The sequence below is a fragment of the Bacteroidota bacterium genome (assembly GCA_016706865.1).
In the GTDB taxonomy this organism is placed as follows: domain Bacteria; phylum Bacteroidota; class Bacteroidia; order Chitinophagales; family BACL12; genus UBA7236.
This window is the reverse complement of the sequence record JADJIS010000002.1, coordinates 529,868-553,137: the sequence shown is the minus strand read 5'-3', so window position 1 is coordinate 553,137 and position 23,270 is coordinate 529,868. Positions and strand designations below refer to the sequence as shown.

General features: G+C 36.3%; 14 protein-coding genes. 12 read left to right on the top strand and 2 right to left on the bottom strand.

Translation table 11 applies throughout. From position 1 onward, the window contains the following. Nucleotides 1-560: 560 nt before the first annotated feature. Nucleotides 561-3,329, bottom strand: coding sequence for a CotH kinase family protein (locus tag IPI31_05430; protein MBK7567250.1), 2,769 nt, complete (start codon nt 3,327-3,329; stop codon nt 561-563). A gap of 201 nt (nt 3,330-3,530) precedes the next feature. Between IPI31_05430 and IPI31_05425 the strand changes: the two genes are divergently transcribed. The 4 genes from IPI31_05425 (at nt 3,531) to IPI31_05410 (ending at nt 8,539) form a co-directional block, all read left to right on the top strand. Then, nucleotides 3,531-4,538, top strand: a complete 1,008-nt coding sequence (locus tag IPI31_05425; GenBank protein MBK7567249.1) for an NTP transferase domain-containing protein — start codon at nt 3,531-3,533, stop codon at nt 4,536-4,538. Nucleotides 4,539-4,823: 285 nt separating this feature from the next. Beyond that, a complete protein-coding gene (locus IPI31_05420) occupies nt 4,824-5,768 on the top strand; it encodes a nitronate monooxygenase (protein MBK7567248.1) in 945 nt (314 codons plus the stop codon). Between the two features lie 129 nt (nt 5,769-5,897). After that, nucleotides 5,898-6,236, top strand: coding sequence for a hypothetical protein (locus IPI31_05415; GenBank protein ID MBK7567247.1), 339 nt, complete (start codon nt 5,898-5,900; stop codon nt 6,234-6,236). Between the two features lie 335 nt (nt 6,237-6,571). Then, nucleotides 6,572-8,539, top strand: coding sequence for a von Willebrand factor type A domain-containing protein (locus tag IPI31_05410; protein MBK7567246.1), 1,968 nt, complete (start codon nt 6,572-6,574; stop codon nt 8,537-8,539). Between the two features lie 226 nt (nt 8,540-8,765). Here IPI31_05410 and IPI31_05405 read toward each other — a convergent pair whose 3' ends face one another. Next, the gene (locus IPI31_05405; protein ID MBK7567245.1) at nt 8,766-9,662 is read right to left on the bottom strand and encodes a TIGR01777 family protein; all 897 of its coding nucleotides are present in this window, start codon (nt 9,660-9,662) and stop codon (nt 8,766-8,768) included. A 105-nt stretch (nt 9,663-9,767) separates the two neighbouring features. Between IPI31_05405 and IPI31_05400 the strand changes: the two genes are divergently transcribed. The 8 genes from IPI31_05400 to IPI31_05365 all read left to right on the top strand — a co-directional run bounded on the left by IPI31_05400 (nt 9,768) and on the right by IPI31_05365 (nt 23,268). After that, nucleotides 9,768-11,648, top strand: coding sequence for a hypothetical protein (locus tag IPI31_05400; protein MBK7567244.1), 1,881 nt, complete (start codon nt 9,768-9,770; stop codon nt 11,646-11,648). A 68-nt stretch (nt 11,649-11,716) separates the two neighbouring features. Next, entirely contained in the window at nt 11,717-13,219 is a 1,503-nt protein-coding gene (locus IPI31_05395) for an ABC transporter permease (protein MBK7567243.1), read from the top strand. Next, nucleotides 13,216-14,544, top strand: a complete 1,329-nt coding sequence (locus IPI31_05390) for an ABC transporter permease (GenBank protein ID MBK7567242.1) — start codon at nt 13,216-13,218, stop codon at nt 14,542-14,544. Before IPI31_05395 ends, IPI31_05390 begins: the two co-directional genes overlap by 4 nt. Before the next feature lie 127 nt (nt 14,545-14,671). Next, entirely contained in the window at nt 14,672-16,144 is a 1,473-nt protein-coding gene (locus IPI31_05385) for a hypothetical protein (protein ID MBK7567241.1), read from the top strand. Nucleotides 16,145-16,153: 9 nt separating this feature from the next. Then, nucleotides 16,154-17,149 carry a hypothetical protein gene (locus IPI31_05380; protein ID MBK7567240.1) on the top strand — a complete coding sequence of 332 codons (996 nt, stop codon included), beginning with the start codon at nt 16,154-16,156 and terminating at the stop codon, nt 17,147-17,149. An 11-nt stretch (nt 17,150-17,160) separates the two neighbouring features. Further along, the gene (purQ, locus tag IPI31_05375) at nt 17,161-17,874 is read left to right on the top strand and encodes a phosphoribosylformylglycinamidine synthase subunit PurQ (protein ID MBK7567239.1); all 714 of its coding nucleotides are present in this window, start codon (nt 17,161-17,163) and stop codon (nt 17,872-17,874) included. 94 nt (nt 17,875-17,968) lie between these two features. Next, nucleotides 17,969-20,401, top strand: a complete 2,433-nt coding sequence (locus IPI31_05370) for a thioredoxin family protein (GenBank protein MBK7567238.1) — start codon at nt 17,969-17,971, stop codon at nt 20,399-20,401. A gap of 269 nt (nt 20,402-20,670) precedes the next feature. Further along, a complete protein-coding gene (locus tag IPI31_05365) occupies nt 20,671-23,268 on the top strand; it encodes a T9SS type A sorting domain-containing protein (GenBank protein MBK7567237.1) in 2,598 nt (865 codons plus the stop codon). The last annotated feature ends 2 nt before the right edge of the window (nt 23,269-23,270 follow it).

Genomic DNA, 23,270 nt, shown 5'->3' with positions numbered 1-23,270 from the left:
AAAATAATTTGGGTTGAAATTCGATATCAAATAAATTCGAGAATATATTTTATAAATCCGTTTTTATTGGATAATGGGATCATTTTCTTTCCCCTCCTTCGGACCTCACAGGTTAAAAAAAACCTGGTAGGTCGAAGGCTGATTCATTATTGATATTTATTCTTCCCCTCCTTCAGACCTCACAGGTTAAAAAAAAACCTGGTAGGTCGAAGGTTGATTCATTATTGATATTTATTCTTCCCCTCCTTCAGACCTCACAGGTTAAAAAAAAACCTGGTAGGTCGAAGGCTGATTCATTATTGATATTTATTCTTCCCCTTCCTTCAGACCTCACAGGTTAAAAAAAAACCTGGTAGGTCGAAGGCTGATTCATTATTGATATTTATTCTTCCCCCTCCTTCAGACCTACCAGGTTAAAAAAAAACCTTGTAGGTCGAAGGCTAGTTCATTTTATAATTGGTTAACGCCGGCTGTTCATTGGTACATTTTTTCCTGCTGTTCATCGGTACATAAAAAAAGGCTGCCACCGGCAGCCCTTTTTATTTTCCCTTAATTAAATTTTATTTATTGTAAACAACTCTCTCATTCATCGACTGGCTTCCGCTTGTCATTTTGATGAAATACATGCCATTGGCAATTTGATAACTGTTAAGATCTATTTCTACAGAATGTTGACCTTGTGCTCCGGAAATTACTTGCTCTTTATTTATTTGTGCAATGAGTTGTCCGGTTACAGAAAATATTTCGAGAAGAATTTCATTTTGTGGTTCGCTTAATTGATAATTAACGGTAATTGCACCGTTAGTTACAGATGGCACAACATTTAATGCAATACTGGCTTCTTCTTCTTCAATTCCATTCATAAAACGGAAATGAGCAGTTGCATTTTCGAAATCGGCCAAGGCAAAATAAATATCTAAAGTGAAGGGGTCAGGATTTGCAGTGTGATTTTCCAATTCCCAATAATCGAATGCGTAACCTGCATTTGCAGTTGCTTCCACATCAACCATTGTTCCACTTATAAATGTAGTTGAATATGGATATCCACCCGGTACCAAACCTTCCACTACTGCTGTTCCTGCACCCGCAGGTTCCACATTTAAAGTGAAATTATACATGGGTAATTCCGTAGTAATAAACCATGCAGTAATTGTATCTGTAGATGTTAAAGAAACGGTTACCGAATCTTCCGTAATTCCTGGAGTTGGTGTATGATTTAAAAATTCCCAGTGATCGAAAGTATATCCCGGATCGGTAATAGCTTTAAATCCTAATGTAGTTCCGCTGAAATAAGTTGCGGGATATGGATAATAAGTTGGAACCAAGGTATTTACCTGCACATCGTTAGGACTTCCTACTGGTTCAATTTGCACTACAAGCGGATATGCAGTTACATCAAAACAATCTTCCACCCCACTTGGTAAAAACGCACAGCGCTCTTCAATAAATGCGCGGAGTTCATCAAAATTTGAACTCCATCCGGCATATGAACCACCCCACTGATCGGTATGGCGTTCCATTTCAGGATCAATAACTGCACGCATACTATCCAATCTTCCCAAAATAATTTCACAATCGAAAGTAGTGTTGATCATATCTGCAAAACGATTGATATAATCAGAAAGAAAATCTTCATTATCCATTAATGCATTTGCAATATCAATATGTCCGTTAGGGTCAACACCACCTAAGCTAAGCGGGTCGCAAGGATCAGCTGTTGGCGAATCATCAGGTACTCCGGTATAATTAATATAATGTCCGAAAGTGGCATCCTCATCCCACAAAACATATCTCCATGTTTTTGCACCGCCGGTAGGGTCGTATCCACGCCACCAGGCTGTATTCCAGTTCAACCAGTCGGTACAAACTGAAAATGTATTCACCAGTATATAATCAATAAGACTTAGTGTATTAAAATTATCAGTCACATAATCGTAGTTTGCCGCAATGGTCATATCATTAGTGGTCACAAATGTCACAAAGGGACCCCAGGGAGCCATGGTTCCATATTCGGCCCAGGTACCGCCCCAGCATTTGATATAATCCATTTCATATTCGCTCTGATCGTAATAATAATCCGTGTAATCGGCATCATCTGCCTTTTGACGGGTATCGTAAACTCCCCAATATTCGCCGTTGAGAAACATGATGTTAAAGAAGGAAGAACGTTCATCCAATTCTAAATGATCCAATTCTGCGATATGATGCACAAAGGCATCACGAACGTGAGCTCCACCATCGGAAGAGGGATAATTATCGTTTGCACCTGCCTTGGATATTAATCGCTGATAAGCCGTTCTGTCGGTAACATCCCCAAAAAATTCATGGTCAATATCATTGTCATATCCGAACTGATCTCTTACTATATAATCATATCCTCTTTGATCGTATGCCCAGGAGTCGTTGCCATGTTCGTTAAATTCACCAACTGCCTCATCAATTAGATTAAAATCTTTATCAAATAATTCGAAAGATCCAACCGGAACAGATCCCCATCCGCCGCCATTTAAAAGGTCGTCGATTTGTTCTCCTGCGAGTGAAATAATTGGAACTTGAGTTGTTTCATCAATAAAATAGGTATTAGTTGAACAGAGACTTGGAAAGGTATCAGATGAGGTTGGATAAGCAACGGTTCTTAAAACAGTTGTTTCATCAATGGTGATAGCGCCGGTGTAAACAGCTGCTGCGGCTGTGGGAAAACTGCCATCCAAAGAATATCTGATAGTCATATTCGGCTCCGAAACAGCTATGGAAACCGTAACAGAACCTGCATAATTACCGGCATTTGGCTCCATATCCGGTTTATCGGCATAGGCAATTTTAACTGTTCCGGTATTGGATGCATTTGGTGTTGGACTTGTATAAATTCTCCAATCTGCACCGCCATTAGGCATTCTCCCCCAACTGTGATCCGTCTGATTCGGATTGTCGAGTTGCTGAATATCAATTATAGTACCGGTGGCATCTGCAAAAACAACTGCTTCGGCACCGGTGGTTTGCGTTAATTTGAAATTGGTATGGTAATTTGTTCCTGCAAAAAGATTTCTGGAAGAACACCAAAAACGCACAAAACCCCCGGCAGTAATGGTTACACCGGCAGGAATGCTGTATTTTGTAGGTTCATCTTCCCGATCGCTCAGGTAGTAACCCGAAAGATCGACGGATGCGACACCTGCATTGTATAATTCAATCCAGTCTTCATATTCGCCATAATTATCTACAACATCGGTGTAGTTTGCAGCGGAATATTCATTGATCACAACCTGGCTGGAAACTGTGATAATAGTTAATAAAAATAGGGGGGTAAGGAGGAGTAATTTTTTCTTCATGATCCTAGCTGTTAGTTTAGGTGTTTTAGGGGCAAAAGATTTGAACTGATAAATTTACGATAGTTTTTTATTATCGGCTTGATTTTCGCACCACAAATTTAATATTAATGTAAAAATTTCATCACAAATAGGCAAAAACTGTCACATAAATTCGTTTTACTATTAAAAAGTAACGGCTAACTTAGCCGCTCAATTAAAAAAATGAAGGCCATTATACCCGTTGCCGGTGTTGGAACCCGACTAAGACCGCACACATACTCACAACCAAAACCATTGATACCTGTGGCCGGGAAACCGATACTTGGTTTTATTATCGACCGTATGGTGAAGGCTGGATTTACGGAATTCATATTTGTTATTGGGTATTTAGGAGAAAAAATTGAGTCTTTTGTTAAGGAAAATTATCCTCACTTATCTACACATTTTGTAATTCAAAATAAACGTGAAGGGTTAGGACATGCAATTTATTTAACACGGGAATTTATTAAACCGGAAGAGGAATTATTTATTGTTTTAGGAGATACTATTTTCGAAGCAGATATAGAATCGGTAATGCAATTATCAACTTCTGCACTCGGATTAAAAAAGGTGGATGATCCCAGAGAATTTGGAGTTGCGGAAGTGGATGAAGATTTTAATATTTTACGCGTAATTGAAAAACCATCCATACCAAAATCTAATTTAGCTTTGGTAGGATTATACAAAATAAAAGAAAGTGAACAATTATTTATTGCACTGGAACAAATAATAAAACACGCATTTAAAACACAAGGAGAATATCATTTAACAGATGCATTAATGTTAATGATTCAGCAGGGAATTATTTTCAAAGGATTTAAAATTCAGAATTGGTACGATTGCGGAAAAAAAGATATTTTATTAGAAACAAATGCCATTTTATTAAAGAAATTACATCCCCCGCAAAACATTATCTGGCCTTACCAAAACACCATTATCATTGAGCCGGTAAGCATTGCAGCAAATTGTGATATTAAAAATTCTATCATAGGACCTAATGTAACTTTAGGTGAAAATACGATCGTAAATTATTCGATAGTACGCAATTCAATTATTGGAAATGATGCAACAATTGATGATGTGGTTTTACACGATTCTGTAATTGGAAGCGATACTTTTATTAAAGGTTTAAGTCAGAGTTTAAATATTGGTGATAATACGGAGATTGATTTGAGTCAGAGTTACGATTGAAGAATTGAAGATTCGAAGGGAGAAGCCTTTGAAGATTCGAAGGGAGAAGATTCGAAGAATCGAAGGTTAAGGATCTAAGGAATAAAAAAGGAAGGAAGGTGTGTAAGGTTAAAAAAAGGGGGCTTCATTATTAATTAAAGAATTTATTTCCTATTTGAAATCTGGAATTGGAATTAATTTTACCTCTTAAATTAAAATAGTCCTATGTCCTATGTCCTATGTCCTATGTCCTATGTCCTATGTCCTACGTCCTACGTCCTATGTCCTACGTCCTAACAATTACAAATGAAAACCAGAATAACAGAATTATTTAATATCAAATATCCCATTGTGCAGGCGGGCATGATCTGGTGTAGTGGGTGGAGATTGGCGAGTGCGGTGAGTGAAGCGGGGGGATTGGGGTTGATAGGAAGTGGAAGTATGTATCCGGAGGTTTTGAGAGAACATATTCAAAAATGTAAGGCTGCAACAAAAAAACCATTTGGTGTGAATGTTCCATTATTATATCCTGATATTGATAAACATATAAATATTATTATAGAGGAGGAAGTAAAAATTGTTTTTACCAGCGCAGGAAATCCTAAAACATGGACCCAAAAGTTAAAAGATAACGGAATTACTGTGGTTCATGTGGTGAGCAGTAAAAAATTCGCCTTGAAAAGTCAGGAGGCCGGATGTGATGCCGTTGTTGCCGAGGGATTTGAAGCGGGAGGTCACAATGGACGTGAGGAGACCACTACCTTATGTCTGATTCCCATGGTGAGCGATGCTTTGGATATTCCGGTTATTGCAGCAGGAGGAATTGCAGATGGACGGGCAATGTTTGCATGTATGGCACTTGGTGCCGAGGGAGTTCAGGTAGGAAGCAGATTTGCGGCAAGTCTGGAAAGTTCAGCCCACGAAAATTTTAAACAAAGGATAATCAATACCGATGAGGGTTCTACGGTGCTTACCTTAAAGGAGATAACACCGGTTCGGATGATAAAAAATGAGTTTTATGCCCAAGTGGAAAAAGCGTATATAAATAAAGCCACTGTGGAGGAACTGAAAATGTTATTAGGAAGAGGTCGCGCTAAGAAGGGCATGTTTCTGGGAGAATTAGAGGAAGGAGAATTGGAGATAGGACAGATAAGTGCAACAATTAAAGAGATTTTACCCGCGTCAGAAATCATACAAAATTTGATGAAAGAATATGATTCTACCTTTGAAAAAATGTCAAAAACGCCATAAAACGGACATTTTTAGTTTTAAAGTGTGCAAAATACTCCCCAAATACCATGTCACATTCACTGTCCCATTGCTAATACAATTCACATTCTGATTGTGGTATCTTAGTCCTCCAATTAAAACTAAGAAGGTATGAAGAATTTAATTCTGTGTTTGATAGCTAGTTTTTTTCTATTCCAGGCTTGTAATGAAGAAGTATTACCAGACACAAAAAAGATCACTTACCGTGTAACCGGTGATGAATTTGATGTAACTTTTTTAAGAGCTGACGGAACTCCAGAGACCGTTTATGCCCAAAAAGGCTCTTGGAAACAAGATGTTTTTGCTACGATAGGCGAGCCTATGTATTTAATGGCAAGAGGTAGCGACGATATTGTAATCAGAATTGTTGTTTCCCACGAAGGGGACACCGTTCGCAAAGCCAAAGACGTTGGTGGCGATCTGGTATTTATTGATATGCTTTTGGATTGATTAATTAAAGAATAATATTTTAGAAAGGCCCGAAAGGGTCTTTTTTTTTGAGCACCGAAATCGTGAGGTGGGGAGTGGTAAGTGGTGAGTAGTGAGTGGTGAGTATACTTCGACTCGGAAAAAAAGTTTAGAGCCTATATCCATAGCTTCAATGCTTAGAGGATCATACTCACTTCTATTCACTATTCACCCAAGGTCACAAGTCACTAGCCTGGATTAAAAATATTCTGCCTCCATGAAAGGGATTCACGCCTCACAATTCCCGATCTTATGGAATTTTTATTTCTCTCGCATCTCCCTCCCGAAACAATTTAATAACCATAAAATATTTAATTATGAAAAGGATCATTCTTTTTTCGGGAGTTACAATTTTATTGCTCACCGGAATAATTATCGCCGGAGGCAAAAAAAACAATTCATTGCCATTGACGGGTACTGCAACCATTAGTGGTGTAATTACGGATGTTGATTTTGGCAATCCTATCGCCAATGCAACTATTGAAATAAAATCCGAAAAGGGAAAAACGGAAACTACAAGCGATTCTTTGGGAAATTATATTTTCTCAAATCTGGAAGCGGATAAATATCAAATAACATTCTTTAAAGAAAATTATGTTTTGGTAGAGAAAAAAATAGAATTAAAAAATAATGATCAATTAAAATTGGATGTTAAATTACAAACGGAGATCATAATAGAGGAAATGGTAATCAGGGAAAAAGAGGATTCGGAAACAGGAATTTCACCGCAAAAAAGAGAAGATAAAAGCTACAAAAAAGTAGAAGCAAATCAAAGTTATTCTGGCCAAATCTATATGGCTGATGCCACTTATGAGGGAATTGAAGCCGATTATGGGCCCGATTTTAATACAGAATCCTATAATGCCATAAATGAAAATATTTTTAAAAAGGTGATCGGCAATCCCTTATCTACATTTTCCATTGATGTTGACAATGCATCCTATTCTAATATCCGCAGATTTATTAATAACGGACAAGTTCCTCCAAAAGATGCTGTGCGTATTGAAGAAATGGTGAATTATTTTGATTACACCTATAACAAACCAAAAGGCAATGATCCATTTTCCATTAATTATGAAATGAGTGAATGTCCCTGGAATAAATCAACAAAATTAATTATGGTTGGATTACAGGGAAAGGAAATTGATTATTCTGAAGCCGATGCATCCAATCTTGTTTTTTTAATTGATGTAAGTGGCAGTATGCAGGATCCCAATAAATTACCACTCGTTAAACATTCTTTAATTTCATTGATAGATAATTTAAATGAAAAAGACAGAGTTGCAATTGTAGTATATGCAGGTGCCGCAGGAGAAGTTTTACCATCCACAACTTGCTCAAATAAACAGAAAATAAAAGACGCAATAAATAATCTCGAAGCCGGTGGAAGTACCGCAGGTGGTGCAGGTATAAAACTCGCTTATGATATAGCAGTAAAAAATTTAATACCGGAAGGAAATAACAGAGTTATTTTATGTTCAGATGGCGATTTTAATGTTGGCACAAGCAGCGATGCGGAAATGACACGCCTTGTAGAAGAAAAAAGAAAAACCGGGGTATTTTTAACGATATGTGGATTCGGTTTAGGAAATTATAAAGACAGTAAAATGGAATCCATTGCTGATAATGGAAATGGCGCCTACTATTATATCGACGATGAAAAAGAAGCAAAAAAAGTATTTACTACCGATATGCGCGGAACCCTATTTACCATTGCAAAAGATGTAAAAATTCAGATCGAATTTAATCCTGCTTTGGTTGAAGAATATCGTTTGATCGGTTATGAGAACAGAACTTTAAATAATGAAGATTTTGATAACGATGCAAAAGATGCCGGTGAACTCGGTGCAGGACATCGCGTTACCGCAATGTATGAAATTAAATTACGTGCAAATCAATATCAACCAAGTGGTTCCAATGAAAAACCATCTGGTGAAACTTTAAAATATCAAACCACCGAAGTAAACAAAAATGCATACAACACCGATGAGATCATGACATTAAAATTGAGATTCAAGGCACCTAATAGTGAAACAAGTAAATTAATAGAAAAATCACTTTCCTCTAAAGCTATTCCATTGGCATCCACAAGTGATAATTTCCGTTTTGCGAGTGCAGTAATTGAATTTGGAATGATATTAAGAGACAGCGAATATAAAGGAGATGCTACCTATGAAGAGGCAATTAAATTGGCAAATTCAGCCAGAGGTTTAGATACCTACGGTTATCGCGAAGATTTTATCAATATGCTGAAAACTTGCACAGGGCTTGCGGCGAATAAATGAGTTCGGGGTTCTGAGTTCTGAGTTCTGAGTTCTGGGTTCTGGGTTCTGGGTTCTGAGTTCTGGGTTCTGGGTTCTGGGTTCTGGGTTCTGAGTTCTGGGTTCTGAGTTCTGGGTTCTGGGTTCTGAGTTCTGGGTTCTGGGTTCTGGGTTCTGGGTTTTAATCCGAGTAGGAACAAACTCAATACTCCCGTCCGACCGGGTCTTTCGGGCGGGCATAACTCATTACTCATTCCAGATCATTGATCGCATCTTCGATGTTCGGGAATTTAAATTTATAACCTGCGTTAATTATTTTATCGCCGCTTATTTTTTGAGAATTTAAAACTGCATTGCTCATTTCGCCTAAAATCAATTTTAATCCAAAAGCAGGAACCGGAACAATTATTTGAAATCCTTTGGAATACTTTTTTACTGTTTGCATTATTGTTTTTTGGGAGACCTGATTAGGGGCAACTGCATTAAATATTCCATGAAGTTTATTTTCCAAAACGAATAAAAAAATACCACAAACATCGTCAATATGAATCCACGAATAAATTTGTTTGCCATTTCCCATAAGGGGTAATATTCCCATGGGCTTTGTTTGGATCAATTCTTTATAGGCGCCACCTTTTTTTGATAAAACAATTCCAATTCGAATAGTGGCGAGTTTTATTGGTAGAGTTTCAAAATTTTTAGTGCTGCTTTCCCATATAGAAACCGATTCGCTGAGAAACCCTGTTCCCGACTTATTTTCTTCATTTATTATGGAATTGGCATTAGTTTCATAAAACCCGATCGCAGATGCGCAAATAACGGTTTTTATCTGATTGGGAATTTCACGTAGTTTTTTTATCAGGAGATCCGTACTTTTTGTTCTGCTTTCAATGATCATTTTTTTTCGGGATGTTGTCCATCTTTCGTCGGCAATTCCCTCTCCGGCCAAATGAATAATAACATCCACCCCACTAAAAGCACTTTCTTCCAAAAATCCCTTATCAATATCCCACAAAAAAACAGTAACACCGGGTATCGTTTTTTTACTTCTGCTCAACCAATTTATGTGGTAACCTCCCGCCACTAAAATTTCGGTCAAACGCCGTCCTATCAAACCCGAACCACCTGTTATCAGAATCTTTTGCATGTTAAATCTATTGTCAAGTAAAAGTAATAATACAATTTAATAGTGTTAAGGTTTAAAAAATGAACCAAATTCATTTACTTTGGTGGTTCAAGTAAAAATTATATCATGAAAATAGTTACCCTTTCCCGGATCAGTTTTATAATTTTCACAGTTGCGGTCTTTAACTCCTGTGGTAACAACAAAAATGGCGGAGATACTGAAACTGTGGGCATCACCGAAAATGTTAAATATATTTTACTTCCTGATGCCGACAGCATTTTGCCGGAATGGAGCAAAGAAAATGTAGTGGTGAATCACTGGGTTGGCGATCCGGATAACCTGCATCCAACCAATGGAGGAACAGCATCCCGCAGTTGGGTATTACAATATACCAGTAACTTTATTTTGAGAAATGATATAATAAATCTTGGAATTTGTCCTGATCTTGCTGTTTCCATGCCGAAAATTTCCGCAGATAATTTGAGTTATTCCTACACTCTTAGAAAAGATGCTACCTGGGACAACGGTGAGCAAATAACTGCAGAAGATGCCATATTTATGCTTAAAGCAAATAAGTGTCCGCTCACAAATAATCCCTCCTTAAAATCCTATTTTGAAAATATCAAAAATGTGGTTGCTGATCCTAACGATAAATTCTCTTTCACCATTGTAATGAAAAAAGAATATATTCTGAATGTTGCATTTCTAACTGATTTTCCGATAATTCAACGCAGTTATTATGATCCCCAAAATATTCTTGCGCAATATAGTTTTGAACAGTTTAACGACAGTACATTTAATGCTGATGGCGAACAAAAATTAGCTGCCTGGGCAAATAACTTTAATGATCCGAAATACGGAAGTGACGTTAATTTTTTAAATGGTTCAGGACCATATAAAGTTGTGGAGTGGACTCCCGGACAAACATTAACGCTGGAACGCAAAAAAAATCACTGGACACAAAAACTCACTGATCCAACAGCATATGAAACATCCTTCCCGGAAAAAATAATATTTAAACTGGACAAGGATCCAAATTCTCAAAAACTTGAAATAAGAGCACAAACCTTTGACGCGACTACCTGGCTCCCAACTGCATCGGTTCTGGAATTAATGCAGGAACCTGATTTTAATAAAAATTATAATATTCAGTTTACCGATAATTTCAGTTTTAATTATATCGGGATGAATTTGAAACCGGATGGAACCACACATAAAAAATATTTCACAGATGCTAAGGTGCGAAGAGCAATGGCTTATTTAGTTCCGGTTGAAGAAATAATTCGTGTAGTTTCTTACGGATATGCCAAACGACAAAATGGAACTATTTCGCCATTAAAAAAAGAATACAATAATGACTTGCCTTTAATTCCGTTTGATGTGGAAGCAGCTAAAAAATTATTGGATGAGGCCGGTTGGAAAGACACCGATGGCAATAATATCCGGGACAAGGAAGTGGACGGAGAAAAAATTCAAATGGAAATTGAATTTAAATATCAATCGGGACAAAAATTTGTTGTGGATATGATAAATATGGTTGTGGAAGCTGCTTATAAGGCCGGAGTTGTATTAATTCCTATAGGAGTGGAAGCAAATACATTGAAAGAACAATTAAGAAAACATGATTTTGATATGTATGCAAGTGCCTGGGCTTCGGGTTCATTTCCGGAAGATTATACTCAGATATGGCATACCTCCTCTTATATTTCAGGCGGATCTAATTATGTGGGATTTGGAAACGCAGAAACGGATGCTCTGATTGATTCTATTAAATATACTCTGGACGATTCAAAACGTATTCCGATGGAAAAGGAATTGCAAAGAATAATTTATGAAGAGCAACCGTATGTAATTTTATATTCTACATCCAAAAAAAATATTTTACATAAAAGATTTGGAAATCAATACATGGTTTTCGACAGACCGGGTGTTATTTTAAATAATATGAGATTATTGTCATTATACGGAATGAAAACGGGAGTAGTTAAAAATAATACTGACATGTAATCTCACTGCAGTTCCATTTTATGTGCAACAGTTAATGTATTTTTACTGCAGTTTCAACCAACTTAGTGATGGGTAAATATATTCTCAAACGAATTTTGTTTTTTATTCCCACACTTATTATAATTTCATTACTGGCATTTGTAATTAGTATTAATGCGCCTGGCGACCCGTTGGATCGTATGGTTTCAGCCAGGGAATCGGGTGGAGAGATGGGAGTTCAACAAAACAACACCCAAAAGGAAGAAGATAGATGGCGCAAAAAATTAGGTCTTGATCTGCCGGTGTTTTATTTTAGTATTACCACCCTTGCAACACCCGATACTTTGTATAAAATATACGATGAAAATGAACGCGATGCTTTGAAGCGCCTTTTGAATACCTATGGAAACTGGCCTCAAATTGCTGCATGGTATCGATCGGTAAAAGATCTGGAACTGGCTATAAATAAAATTTCACCTGACTCCGTTGATATAAATAAATTTGGAAAAAATGCCATTCAGGACAGTATCACAAACTTTAAAATAGAGGTGAGTAATTTGAAAGTGAGTTATAATGATAAACTCATTCAATTGAAATTAAATTATTTAAAACAAAATGCAGAACAACTTTCCTATCTCCATACAATACAGAATGAAATAAAATCGGCAAATGACAATTATCTGGCGATGGAATCCCATTCCACAAAATATAAAAATTACATCCCCTCCATTAATTTTTATAAAAGCAATCAATACCATCGCTGGATATTCGGGGATGGCAACTGGCTAACAGGCAAAGGAAATGTTAATTGCGCAGGATTGATACGGGGCGATTTCGGATATTCGTATGAAACCAAATTAAAAGTATCCGATATCATTTCAGAACGCATGAAATGGTCGTTGTTTTTTACCATGATCTCCATATTATTGGCATATTTGATCAGCCTTCCAATTGGATTAAAAGCTGCGGCCAATAAAAATTCCTTATTTGACAGAACATCTTCTGTAATACTTTTTGTTTTATATTCTATGCCCACTTTTTGGGTTGCAACATTATTGTTGATGGGTTTTGCCAACACAGAAGCACTTTCTGTTTTCCCTGCATCAGGAATTCAACCCGTAACCGGAATTCCGGAAGGATCAAATTTTTTAGAAGTGATACGTTTGCGTTTGCCTTATTTGATTTTACCAACCATTGCTTATACCTATTCACAACTTGCATTTTTAAGCAGGATAACAAGAGTTTCCGCATTAGAAGTTATTTCGCAGGATTATATCCGTACTGCCAGAGCAAAAGGATTGAGTGATGGGAAGGTTTTATATAAACATGTTTTCAGAAACACACTTTTACCGATCATTACGGTTTTTTCCAATGTATTTCCGTTGGCAATCAGTGGCTCTGTTATTTTGGAAACCATTTTTACCATTCCGGGAATGGGGCAACAAATATTTCACGCAATACAAACAAACGATTATCCGGTTATAATTGATGTTTTTACATTAACGGGAGTTCTAACTTTAGTAGGCTATTTAATAGCTGATATTTTATATGCAATTGCTGACCCAAGAATCTCTTATTCAAACAATCAATGAAAAAAAATAAAACGCAAAACGAATTCAGTTTCCGTGCACATGCGCGAAAACAATTCAGGCACAATAAACCTGCGTATATTTCATTGTATATATTATTATTTCTTGCAATAATTGCAATTTTAGCACCTATTCTTGCAAATCAGAAACCACTGTTCGTTAAATATGAAGGGAATAATTATTTCCCGGCATTTTCATGGAAAAATAATTATATCGTCACAAAAAGTGATGGGAGTATTGAAAATATTCAGTTGGATATTGCCGACTGGAAACAAATGGATATGGAAAAGGTGATTTGGGCACCAGTACCGTATTCTCCGGGTAAAACCGACATGTTGAATACAGGATATAAAGGTCCGGGAGATGCCCAATTATTTAAGGATAAAAATGGTCAGATCGTAGAGATGCCGAGACGTTTCAGACATATTTTAGGTACGGGAAGTCTGGGCGACGATCTGATGGCAGGTCTCATCCACGGAGCGCGAATCTCCCTCACAATTGGATTTATTTCCATGACCATTGCTGCAATTATTGGATTATTATTAGGTGCTATCGCGGGATATTTTGGCGATAATAGATTGGTTACCACCAGAGGTAAATTCTGGACTGTGGTAATTGGTGTTTTTGTTGCCTGGTTCTATGCATTTCAAACCAGAAATTTCATTTTACAGGATGCAATAAACAGTTCAGGATTAAATATGTTGCTGCAATTAATTCTGAGTATATTCATTTTTGCAGGGATAATTTTTATTTTTATGTTGGTAGGAAAACTGGTGGGTAAATTACCTTATCTAAATAAACGAATGTTTATTCCTGCAGATACACTTATTTCAAGAACCATTGAAATATTTTATGCAATGCCAACTTTTATATTAATTCTTACCATTGCTGCCATTGCGAGACCTTCCATTACAAATCTCATGGTTATAATTGGTTTAACCTCATGGACAGGTATTGCCCGATTAACCAGAGCGGAATTTTTGAGAATACGGAATTTAGAATATATTCAAGCTGCGCGTTCACTTGGGTTTTCAGAATTAAATATCATAGTAAAACACGCCCTTCCAAATGGAATTGCTCCGGCATTGGTATCCATTGCATTTGGAATAGCTTCTGCCATTTTGATAGAATCAAGTTTATCTTTTCTCGGAATTGGCGTACCATCCGATCTGGTTACCTGGGGTTCTCTCGTAAGCGATGGGAGGGAAAAATTCAGTGCCTGGTGGCTTGTGCTCTTTCCCGGTATGGCAATTTTTATAACGGTGACTGTATACAATCTCATTGGCGAAGGACTGCGCGATGCATTGGACCCCAAACAAAAAAAGTAGCATAGATACTTAACTTTATTATTTACATATGGGACAACCCACACAACAAAACAGCACCCTAAACGTTTTTTATGTAATTTTGATACATTAATAATTGCCCTAAATATGGCAAAAAAAATATGACATTGTGAATAAATCGAGGGTATGGTATTGTTGTTTTATGTTTGTGTTCCTTCCTGCCATTATGCAGGCTCAAAAAATATTTATTTCTGATCCGCAGAAAATCAGCACAGAACTGGTAGGCTATAATATATTAGGCAAAAATAAAAATGGTGATGTTTTAGTCTATAAAAAATATCGTTTTGAAGACGAGATCGATATTTATGACAAACAAATGACCTTTAAACGCAAAAAAGAAATTACCATAAAAACCATGGATTACGAATCGGTGGAAGTGTATAAAAGCGGAGAAAAAATTTATCATTTTTACACATATAAAGAAAATAAGAATAATTACCTCGCAGTCCAGTTATTTAATGAGGACGTGGAAAAAAAGGGTGAGCCCATACTTCTGGATTCAACATCCTTGAAAATAGGTGAAAATTTTTCGGAATTTAAAATAGTCAAGTCGAAGAATAATGCATATTTTCTTATTTACAAATATGAATTCAGTGCAGGTCGTATTGATAAAATGTTTTCATTGGTAATTAACAGTGAAGCTGCATTGTTACAAAAAAACGATATTAATTTGCCTGATATCAATTATAGTCCCATCCTGATAAAAGAATTAATAACCGATTCGGGCATTCCTGTTTTTCTTTTTGAGAACGATGAGTTTAATTGCAAAAAAGATAAAACTGCAGTTCAATATTCTTTTGTACTTCCGAAACAAGGATCTGCTGTTTTATATACGGATATCACCAGCAACGATTTCTGTCTGGACGAAATGAATTTTGCAATTGATAATTCTTCCGGAAATATTATTGCGATTAGTTTTTTAAAAGAAGATAGTAAAGAATATATGGTTGGATATAATTATCAGGTAATTGATCCATCTTCTTCCTCCATAAATTTAAAACACAATTATATTTTTCCCCAAGAGACGTTAGATGAGATTGCAGGCCTTGCAACGGAAAAAGCAATTAAAAACTTACCGGTATATCAGATCGGGAATATTGTACCACGTGCGGATGGCGGTGCTTTGTTGGTTGCAGAATACTACGATAAAACTGTGGAGAGTTATGAGTATACAAATTACGATCCCTATTACGGTTATAGAACCTCCACGCGACAAGTTGAATTTTATGAGTATGATGATATTTTATTATTTTCCATTAAACCTGATGGAACTCCCTCTTGGAATAATGTGATCAGAAAAAAACAAATAAGTCGCGAAGACAGAGGTGTAAATTCGTCGTATGCAATAATTAACAGCAAACAACAGATCACCTTTATTTTTAATGAAGATGTGGAACAAAATTCCAATGTGCTGCAATACGAAATGGAGGCTGACGGCGCATTGGACAGAAAAAGTATTTTTAATGCCAATCAGCAGGAAGTGCAATTACGACCTTCTTCCGCAGAACAGATCTCCTTTAATGAAATTATTATCCCCAGTATTTATAAAAAAACATTATCATTTGTCAAATTACAACTTTAATTAATTTCAGTGCTGCGGCTTTTCCAATCCTCTAATCCGGTATCTCTTATTTTGCTCATAATTTATGCAGCATTGGTAAATCTTAAATTTTTTTTAGGAGGAATACCAACTACTGAAACATCGTATTATTTTATTGGCGACTTATTATTTAATCAATGGATACCGCTAAATAAATTACCCCAAACAGTTGTTCCTTTTTTTAACCTGGCATGTATTGTAACTCAAGCGGTACTTATTAGTATGCTTATGCAGGGAAGTAAAGTAAATACGAAACCTTCTCTCCTACCCGCACTTGTATTTATATTGTTATGCAGTTTTTTTCCGGATATGTTGCTTAATACTCCTGCAGTACTCAGCGGATTCTTTTTAATTTGGATATTGTTTAAAATATTCAGCGCATATAATAAACCAAAAGCAGATACCATTTATTTTGACACAGGATTGCTGAATGGATTTGTTTCACTTTTATTTTTTCCCGCTTTGGTCTTCAGCCTTTACAGTTTATTGGCCATCATAAGAATGAGAAGCATAACTTTTCGGGAATTCGTTTTATTTCTCTCCGGATTTATGGTGATCTATTTTCTCGCAGCTACCGCATTTTTCTGGTTTGATCTGCTTCCTGAATTTTGGGAAAAACAATTTCACTTTGTTCCGGATCTAACAAAACTTTCCAATTTTTTCAGCACTATCGTCATTGTAAAATTGGTATTAATCGGAATTGCGCTGATAATTTCACTCATTTTTTACAGTAATAAATTTACCAGCAACCTCATTCAAGTAAGAAAATATCTGGGTTCATTTGTTTCCTTTTTTCTTTTCGGGATATTGGCATTTTTGTTCAATTCCAATGCCGATGTTGGCGGACTTTATTTTTTGATGATGGGAACTTCGTTTTTTATAAGTTACTATTTCTTCCACTCCAAAAACCGCATGACACCTGAAATAATACATATTACACTTTTGGGTGCCACAATCCTGTTTCAATATATTAACTTTACAGCTTAACTCTACAAAAAATGAGATTTGGCGTTGTTACTTTTCCGGGTTCCAATTGCGATCAGGATCTGATCCATGTTTTACGCAATGTTATGGGTTGTGAAGTAATAGAATTGTTTCACAAACAAAAAGATCTGGGTGGACTCACCACAAAGGATTGTGTTATGCTACCGGGTGGTTTTTCTTATGGAGATGCCCTCAGAACGGGTTCTATAGCACGGTTTTCCCCAATTATGCAGGCAGTGATCAAACATTGCGAGGCAGGAGGTTTTGCCTGGGGTATCTGTAATGGTTTTCAAATATTATGTGAGGCTGGACTACTTCCCGGGGTTTTATTGGAAAACAACAATCAGCAATTCATCTGTAAAAATATTTTTCTCACGGCAGAAAATACTGCCAGCAGGATCAACCGGTATGTGCCTCAGCATCATGCGCTCAAGATACCTATTGCCCATGGCGAAGGAAGGTTTTATGCGGAAGACAAGGTTTTGAAAGAAATTATTGCAAACGATCAGGTGATTTTTCGTTATTGTGATGAACATGGAGAAGTAACGGAAGGGTCAAATCCAAATGGTTCGTTGTTTAATATTGCCGGTATTTGTAATAAGGAACGTAATGTTTTCGGTATGATGCCCCATCCGGAAAGAGCCAGTGAGGAAATTTTAGGAAATACCGATGGCAGGATGATCTTCGAGTCATTTTTAGCCAAAGTGGTTTCCTCTGCATCGGTTTAAGATCTTTTAACAGTAAAAATAATGTCACACAACCTTTTAACGAACCTCTGTGAGGCCTAATTCGTTAAATTTGCACAGCAAAAAATCCGACCTGATGGGAAAAAAGTTTTTTCAGTTTTTATTGGCGATCCTGTTTATCAATCAAACCCATGCCCAACTACTAAAACCCGTTAAATGGGAAACATCGGTAACTGCCAGTGGTGTGCCAAATGAATACATTCTCATTTTTGTAGCTGCTATTGATGAAGGTTGGAAGTTGTATTCGCATGATGTTCCGGAGGACGGACCAATACCAACATCTCTGATTTTTGAGGATTTACCTGAAGGAGTTGAATTGATCGGTGAAATGACGGAACTGGGAAGAAAAGAGGAGGAAGTAGAACCACTTTTCCAAAATCAGGTGATAAAATTTTATCATAAAAAACTCGTACTCAAACAAACGGTTAAGGTTAGCAAAAATGTAACGGTTAAAGGGTATATCGATTTTATGAGTTGTGATGATAAACAATGCATGGCATTTTCACACGACTTTAGTTTTGATCTTACTGCAATTGCAAATACCTATAACGGTAATTTTACCACTGATTATTCTAAAATAAAATATCCTGTAACCTGGGAAATTAGCAGCGAAAAAATCAACGATACCGAATATTGGTTAAAATTTAATGCTACTGTAGCGCCAACCTGGAAATTATATTCTCAGGACTCACCGGAAGACGGCGCTCAACCTATGAAGGTTGTTTTTGAAAATGCCGGGAAAAATTATCAGCTAATTGGAAAGGCAGACGAATTTGGGCATGCAGAAAATAAACCGGAACCTTTATTTCAAAATAAGATAACAAAATTCTATCACGATAAGTTAGAAATTCGTCAAAAAATTAAGGTTGATTCTGCCAATGCAATCATCAGCGGATATATTGATTTTCAAACTTGTGATGCCATACAATGTAAATTTGGAATTAAAGATTTTACCTTTAAATTGAGTGGAGGTGATATCATTGAGATCATTAAAACGGACACTGGTGCCTCTGCAGCTCCTGCAAATATATTCGGAACATTTGCTGTGGATACAGGATATGCCCGGCAGGCACAATGCGATCCCAAAATTGATCAGGAAATTACCAATGCAAATAATAAAGGATTATTCAGCACATTTATTTTAGGTTTTATCGGAGGATTAATAGGATTATTAATGCCTTGTACTTTCCCGATGATACCCTTTACAATTTCCTTTTTTACTAAAAGATCAACCAACAGAAAAAAGGGAATTTTTGAAGCATCTTTTTATGGTTTCAGTATTATTTTAGTTTATTTTCTTGTCTCACTTCCCTTTTTATTATTTGGTTTATCCGGCGATGCATTAAACTCCTTCTCTACAAATAATGTGGTGAACATGGTTTTCTTTTTTGTGTTCATTTTATTTGCTCTTTCATTATTCGGATTATTCGAAATTAAATTACCCTCCAAATGGGCAAATAAAACCGACAGCGCATCAGATGTAGGTGGATTACTCGGTATTTTTTTCATGGCCGTTACTTTATGTATTGTTTCTTTTTCCTGCACCGGTCCAATTTTAGGGTCCTTACTTGCAAATAGTTTAAAAGGTGGTGGAGCTGCATTAAGCGCCGGTATGGTTGGTTTCGGGACAGCGTTTGCTTTGGCATTTACTTTATTGGCGTTATTTCCACAACTCTTAAATAAATTACCAAAAAGCGGTGGATGGTTAAACGAAGTAAAAATTGTTTTTGCATTTATCGAACTCGCATTTGCCATCAAATTTTTATCGAATGTAGACCTTGCTTATCACTGGGGATTTTTAAAACGCGAAATATTTTTAGGATTATGGGCTTTATTTTCGTTGCTCACATTCTTATATCTTATAGGTGTTATCCGTTTCCCGCACGATGATAAAAAAGTGAAATTCGGAATCGCACGAGGAATTTTTTCATTAACCTTTTTAGCGCTTACCATTTATTTTGCCAGTGGGATACAAAAAGGAAAAAATTTAGCATTAATAAGCGGATTTACACCTCCGATGTTTTACAGTATTTATCATTACGACAGCGAATGCCCACTCGCATTAAATTGTTTTCACGACATGGACGAAGCAGTTGCATATGCTAAGGAAGTGAACAAACCTATCATGATTGACTTCACTGGCTGGGCGTGTGTAAATTGCAGAAAAATGGAAGAACATGTTTGGCCAAATGAGGAAGTTTATAAATTAATCAACGAAGAATATGTATTGGTAAGTTTATACGTTGACGATAAAGAAGCGCTGCGTTTAGAAGATCAATATATATCTGCACATACCGGAAATAAAGTACGCAGCATAGGAAACAAATGGAGCGACTTTCAGGCACGTGAATTTAATACCAACTCTCAACCCTACTACGTATTAATTGCCCCGGATGGCAAGGTATTAAATCAACCACGCGGTTATACACCGGACGAAGATGAATATCAGGGATTTTTGGAGTGCGGGATTGAGACTTTTAATAGTATTGGAGTGGTGGCGGAGAAGTGATGAGTGAAAGATTTCATTAATTTTAAAGTTAGAAATAATAGGTAGATTTGAATATTGGTTATTCTCCTATCCTGCCATTTTGGAAGGGTTGGAGAAGTTTATTGGGAGGAAACTTCTCCAATAAACTAGTTAGCGTATATGCCTACGGAACACTTCAACCATAAAAATATCTTATCCATAGACTTCTTTGATAGTTCGTAGGTGTAAAAACCTATGCGCTCATTTCTTACATCATTACTATTGAATAAATTAACCACAAATTAGTTAAAATGAAAAATATTACTACTCCAAAAAATGTTCGGACAGCTGTTATACTTATAGCAATCCTTACTTCCCATCTTCAAACGAAAGCACAATATTTTCCTGATGAAGAAATTTTTGACACCACTGGAATTATCGAAGAAACTTTAGCCGACGGATTGGATACAGTTTGGTACTGGGAGGATGGTATCACCGAAACAGAACCGGAAATTAATTTAAGAACTATATCGGGAATTAATAATAATGCTTATTCAAACAATAATAATCAATATGCAAAAATCAAAGGGGATTCTACAATTTATATCAATTTTGGAAGCGTTCAGAAAACAGTTAATCAAGGTTTGAATGGTTTTCATGTTGCCGGTATTTTTGGCAGAAAACAAATTCCAAACGACAGCTCTGCACTTGATCAATGGAATTGGATGAGCAATTTCGCACCAAAAAGTTTGCGTTTTCCCGGTGGCGCCGACAGTAAATTTATGCATTTATTGCAAGGCCCCGGTTATGGATATGTGTTAGAAGAAATAATACGATTTTATGACAGGACTGATTACAGTGATAATGCACCTGAATTTATTGTAATAATAGATAGTTTGGAAGCTGACGCTTCAGCAAACTTCTATAAAGCATGGATGGATTCAACAGAAATTGATGACTTTAAAAGTTTTGGTAACAGCTATCTTGAGCAACAATTACTGGACAGCACACACCGATATATTGATGATTTTATCGAAATGATAAAAAAGATTGAAACAGAAAATTCAGGACAAAGTGTAGAGGTGGTAGTTGACCTGAATATTATGAATGAAACTGCAACTGAATGCAAACGGATCGTTGATTATTTAAAAGGTACACCACTCGCAAACGGAAATTCAATACACGATGTAAATGTGACCTATGTTGAACTCGGTAATGAAATGTATTATGAGTTTTCCGAAACTATGCTCGGTATTTATTCGTTGGAAGATTATTGGATCTATATAAACGGAGGTATTACCGATAGCCTCGACAGTGTTTTAATTGGCACCGATGTTTGGTTGGACCATGATTATATTTCAGCTTTCAAAAAACCATTGACAGGTTCCTGTAAAATAGCACTACCTGCTGAAAATATTCATGACACAACCTTTGCATTGCAAGCTGCCGGTAAAATTGCAGGTGTTGTAAATTATTCCGATTGGAACGACAGCTTATTTACAAAACGAATGGAAAAAGTGGAAATTACCGGATGGCCGGGCCATTTTCGGAAATCTTTCGATGCTTATGCAATTCACCCGTATTATGATGGACATAATTATGACTCCATACCATTTGATCATTTAGAAACAACTTACTCCTGCAACTTAGGTGATACAATTTCAACTAATGATGGTTGGCGATACGATATTTATGATGAAAGATTAGAAGCAACCTTTGACGGTATCACCCGTAACTTTAAAGATTTTATTAAATCCCGGTATTTGGAATCGTGGGATGAGCATAAAACACATTTAGGTTTAAATCTTTCGTTAGCTGAAGGTGGTAAGGATGTAATTACCTCTGAATATAATTTAAAAGATCAAGGAAATTACAATTCAACAAAAGTAAATCAAATTGGTGTATTTGCACAATCCTTTATCCATTGTACAATGTTGCAAGAATGGTGGTTGAAAAACTTAAAAATTAATTTTAATGGAAATTACCGAAGCAATTTTTTCAAATACGCGCATTTGCACAATTTTGCCGGTGGGGGCAGTAACCCAATCATGAGCCCTGCATCGGACCCTGAACTGGTTTGGCTCGGGAAATATATTTCACCTTATAGCATTAATGATCCGGATTCTGCAGCTTTTCGTAATTATTATATGAAGCGTTCAACATTTTATGTAATGCAACTGCTAAGCGAAATAACAAAAAAGGATTTAAAATATCTGCAGAGCAATTTTGTAATTGCAAAAAACAATCCGAATGTGCAACCAACTGTATTCATAGACCCGGAAAAAGAAAATTTTTATATCTATTTTACCAATGTAACAGAAGACGCTCAAAAACATAATTTGAATATTGCAGGTACAACAGGTATTTACCCACCGGACGGTTTGTTATATGTTTCAGACACTGCAACTATTTATTGTGTAACTGCACTAAAACCCTATTCCACTGCCGGAAAAGGTAAAAATACGCTCTTCACACTAAATGAATGTTACAATAATGTTAATGATGTGCCCTACCCGATTGAAATAACAACGATTGACACCATTCAAAATTGTTGCACAGATAATGTATTGTATCATATTGAGGTTCCACCCTATTCTTTCGGTTATATAAAAGTACCTATCAAAGCCGACTACCCTCCCTATGAAAAAATAAAGAAACCTGCATTTAGTGTAAATGTGTATCCAAACCCAGCAAGCGCCTTCTTGCATATTACTGTAAATGGAAAAGATTTCACGGAAATGAGTAACTTTAACGTGAAAATTATAAATATGATGGGTTCGGTATGTTATAATAACAGTATGCAAAATAATGATGCAATTGATATTTCCGCAATGAGTGCAGGGTTTTATTCCCTCACAATTGAGCTATCGAATGGCCTTATTTTGAACAAACAATTTGTAAAACAATAGAA

Bases quoted from the DNA above. Each gene is read 5' to 3' on its own strand.
- IPI31_05430 (MBK7567250.1), bottom strand. From the start codon at position 3,329: ATGAAGAAAAAATTACTCCTCCTTACCCCCCTATTTTTATTAACTATT.
- IPI31_05425 (MBK7567249.1), top strand. From the start codon at position 3,531: ATGAAGGCCATTATACCCGTTGCCGGTGTTGGAACCCGACTAAGACCG.
- IPI31_05420 (MBK7567248.1), top strand. From the start codon at position 4,824: ATGAAAACCAGAATAACAGAATTATTTAATATCAAATATCCCATTGTG.
- IPI31_05415 (MBK7567247.1), top strand. From the start codon at position 5,898: ATGAAGAATTTAATTCTGTGTTTGATAGCTAGTTTTTTTCTATTCCAG.
- IPI31_05410 (MBK7567246.1), top strand. From the start codon at position 6,572: ATGAAAAGGATCATTCTTTTTTCGGGAGTTACAATTTTATTGCTCACC.
- IPI31_05405 (MBK7567245.1), bottom strand. From the start codon at position 9,662: ATGCAAAAGATTCTGATAACAGGTGGTTCGGGTTTGATAGGACGGCGT.
- IPI31_05400 (MBK7567244.1), top strand. From the start codon at position 9,768: ATGAAAATAGTTACCCTTTCCCGGATCAGTTTTATAATTTTCACAGTT.
- IPI31_05395 (MBK7567243.1), top strand. From the start codon at position 11,717: ATGGGTAAATATATTCTCAAACGAATTTTGTTTTTTATTCCCACACTT.
- IPI31_05390 (MBK7567242.1), top strand. From the start codon at position 13,216: ATGAAAAAAAATAAAACGCAAAACGAATTCAGTTTCCGTGCACATGCG.
- purQ (MBK7567239.1), top strand. From the start codon at position 17,161: ATGAGATTTGGCGTTGTTACTTTTCCGGGTTCCAATTGCGATCAGGAT.
- IPI31_05370 (MBK7567238.1), top strand. From the start codon at position 17,969: ATGGGAAAAAAGTTTTTTCAGTTTTTATTGGCGATCCTGTTTATCAAT.
- IPI31_05365 (MBK7567237.1), top strand. From the start codon at position 20,671: ATGAAAAATATTACTACTCCAAAAAATGTTCGGACAGCTGTTATACTT.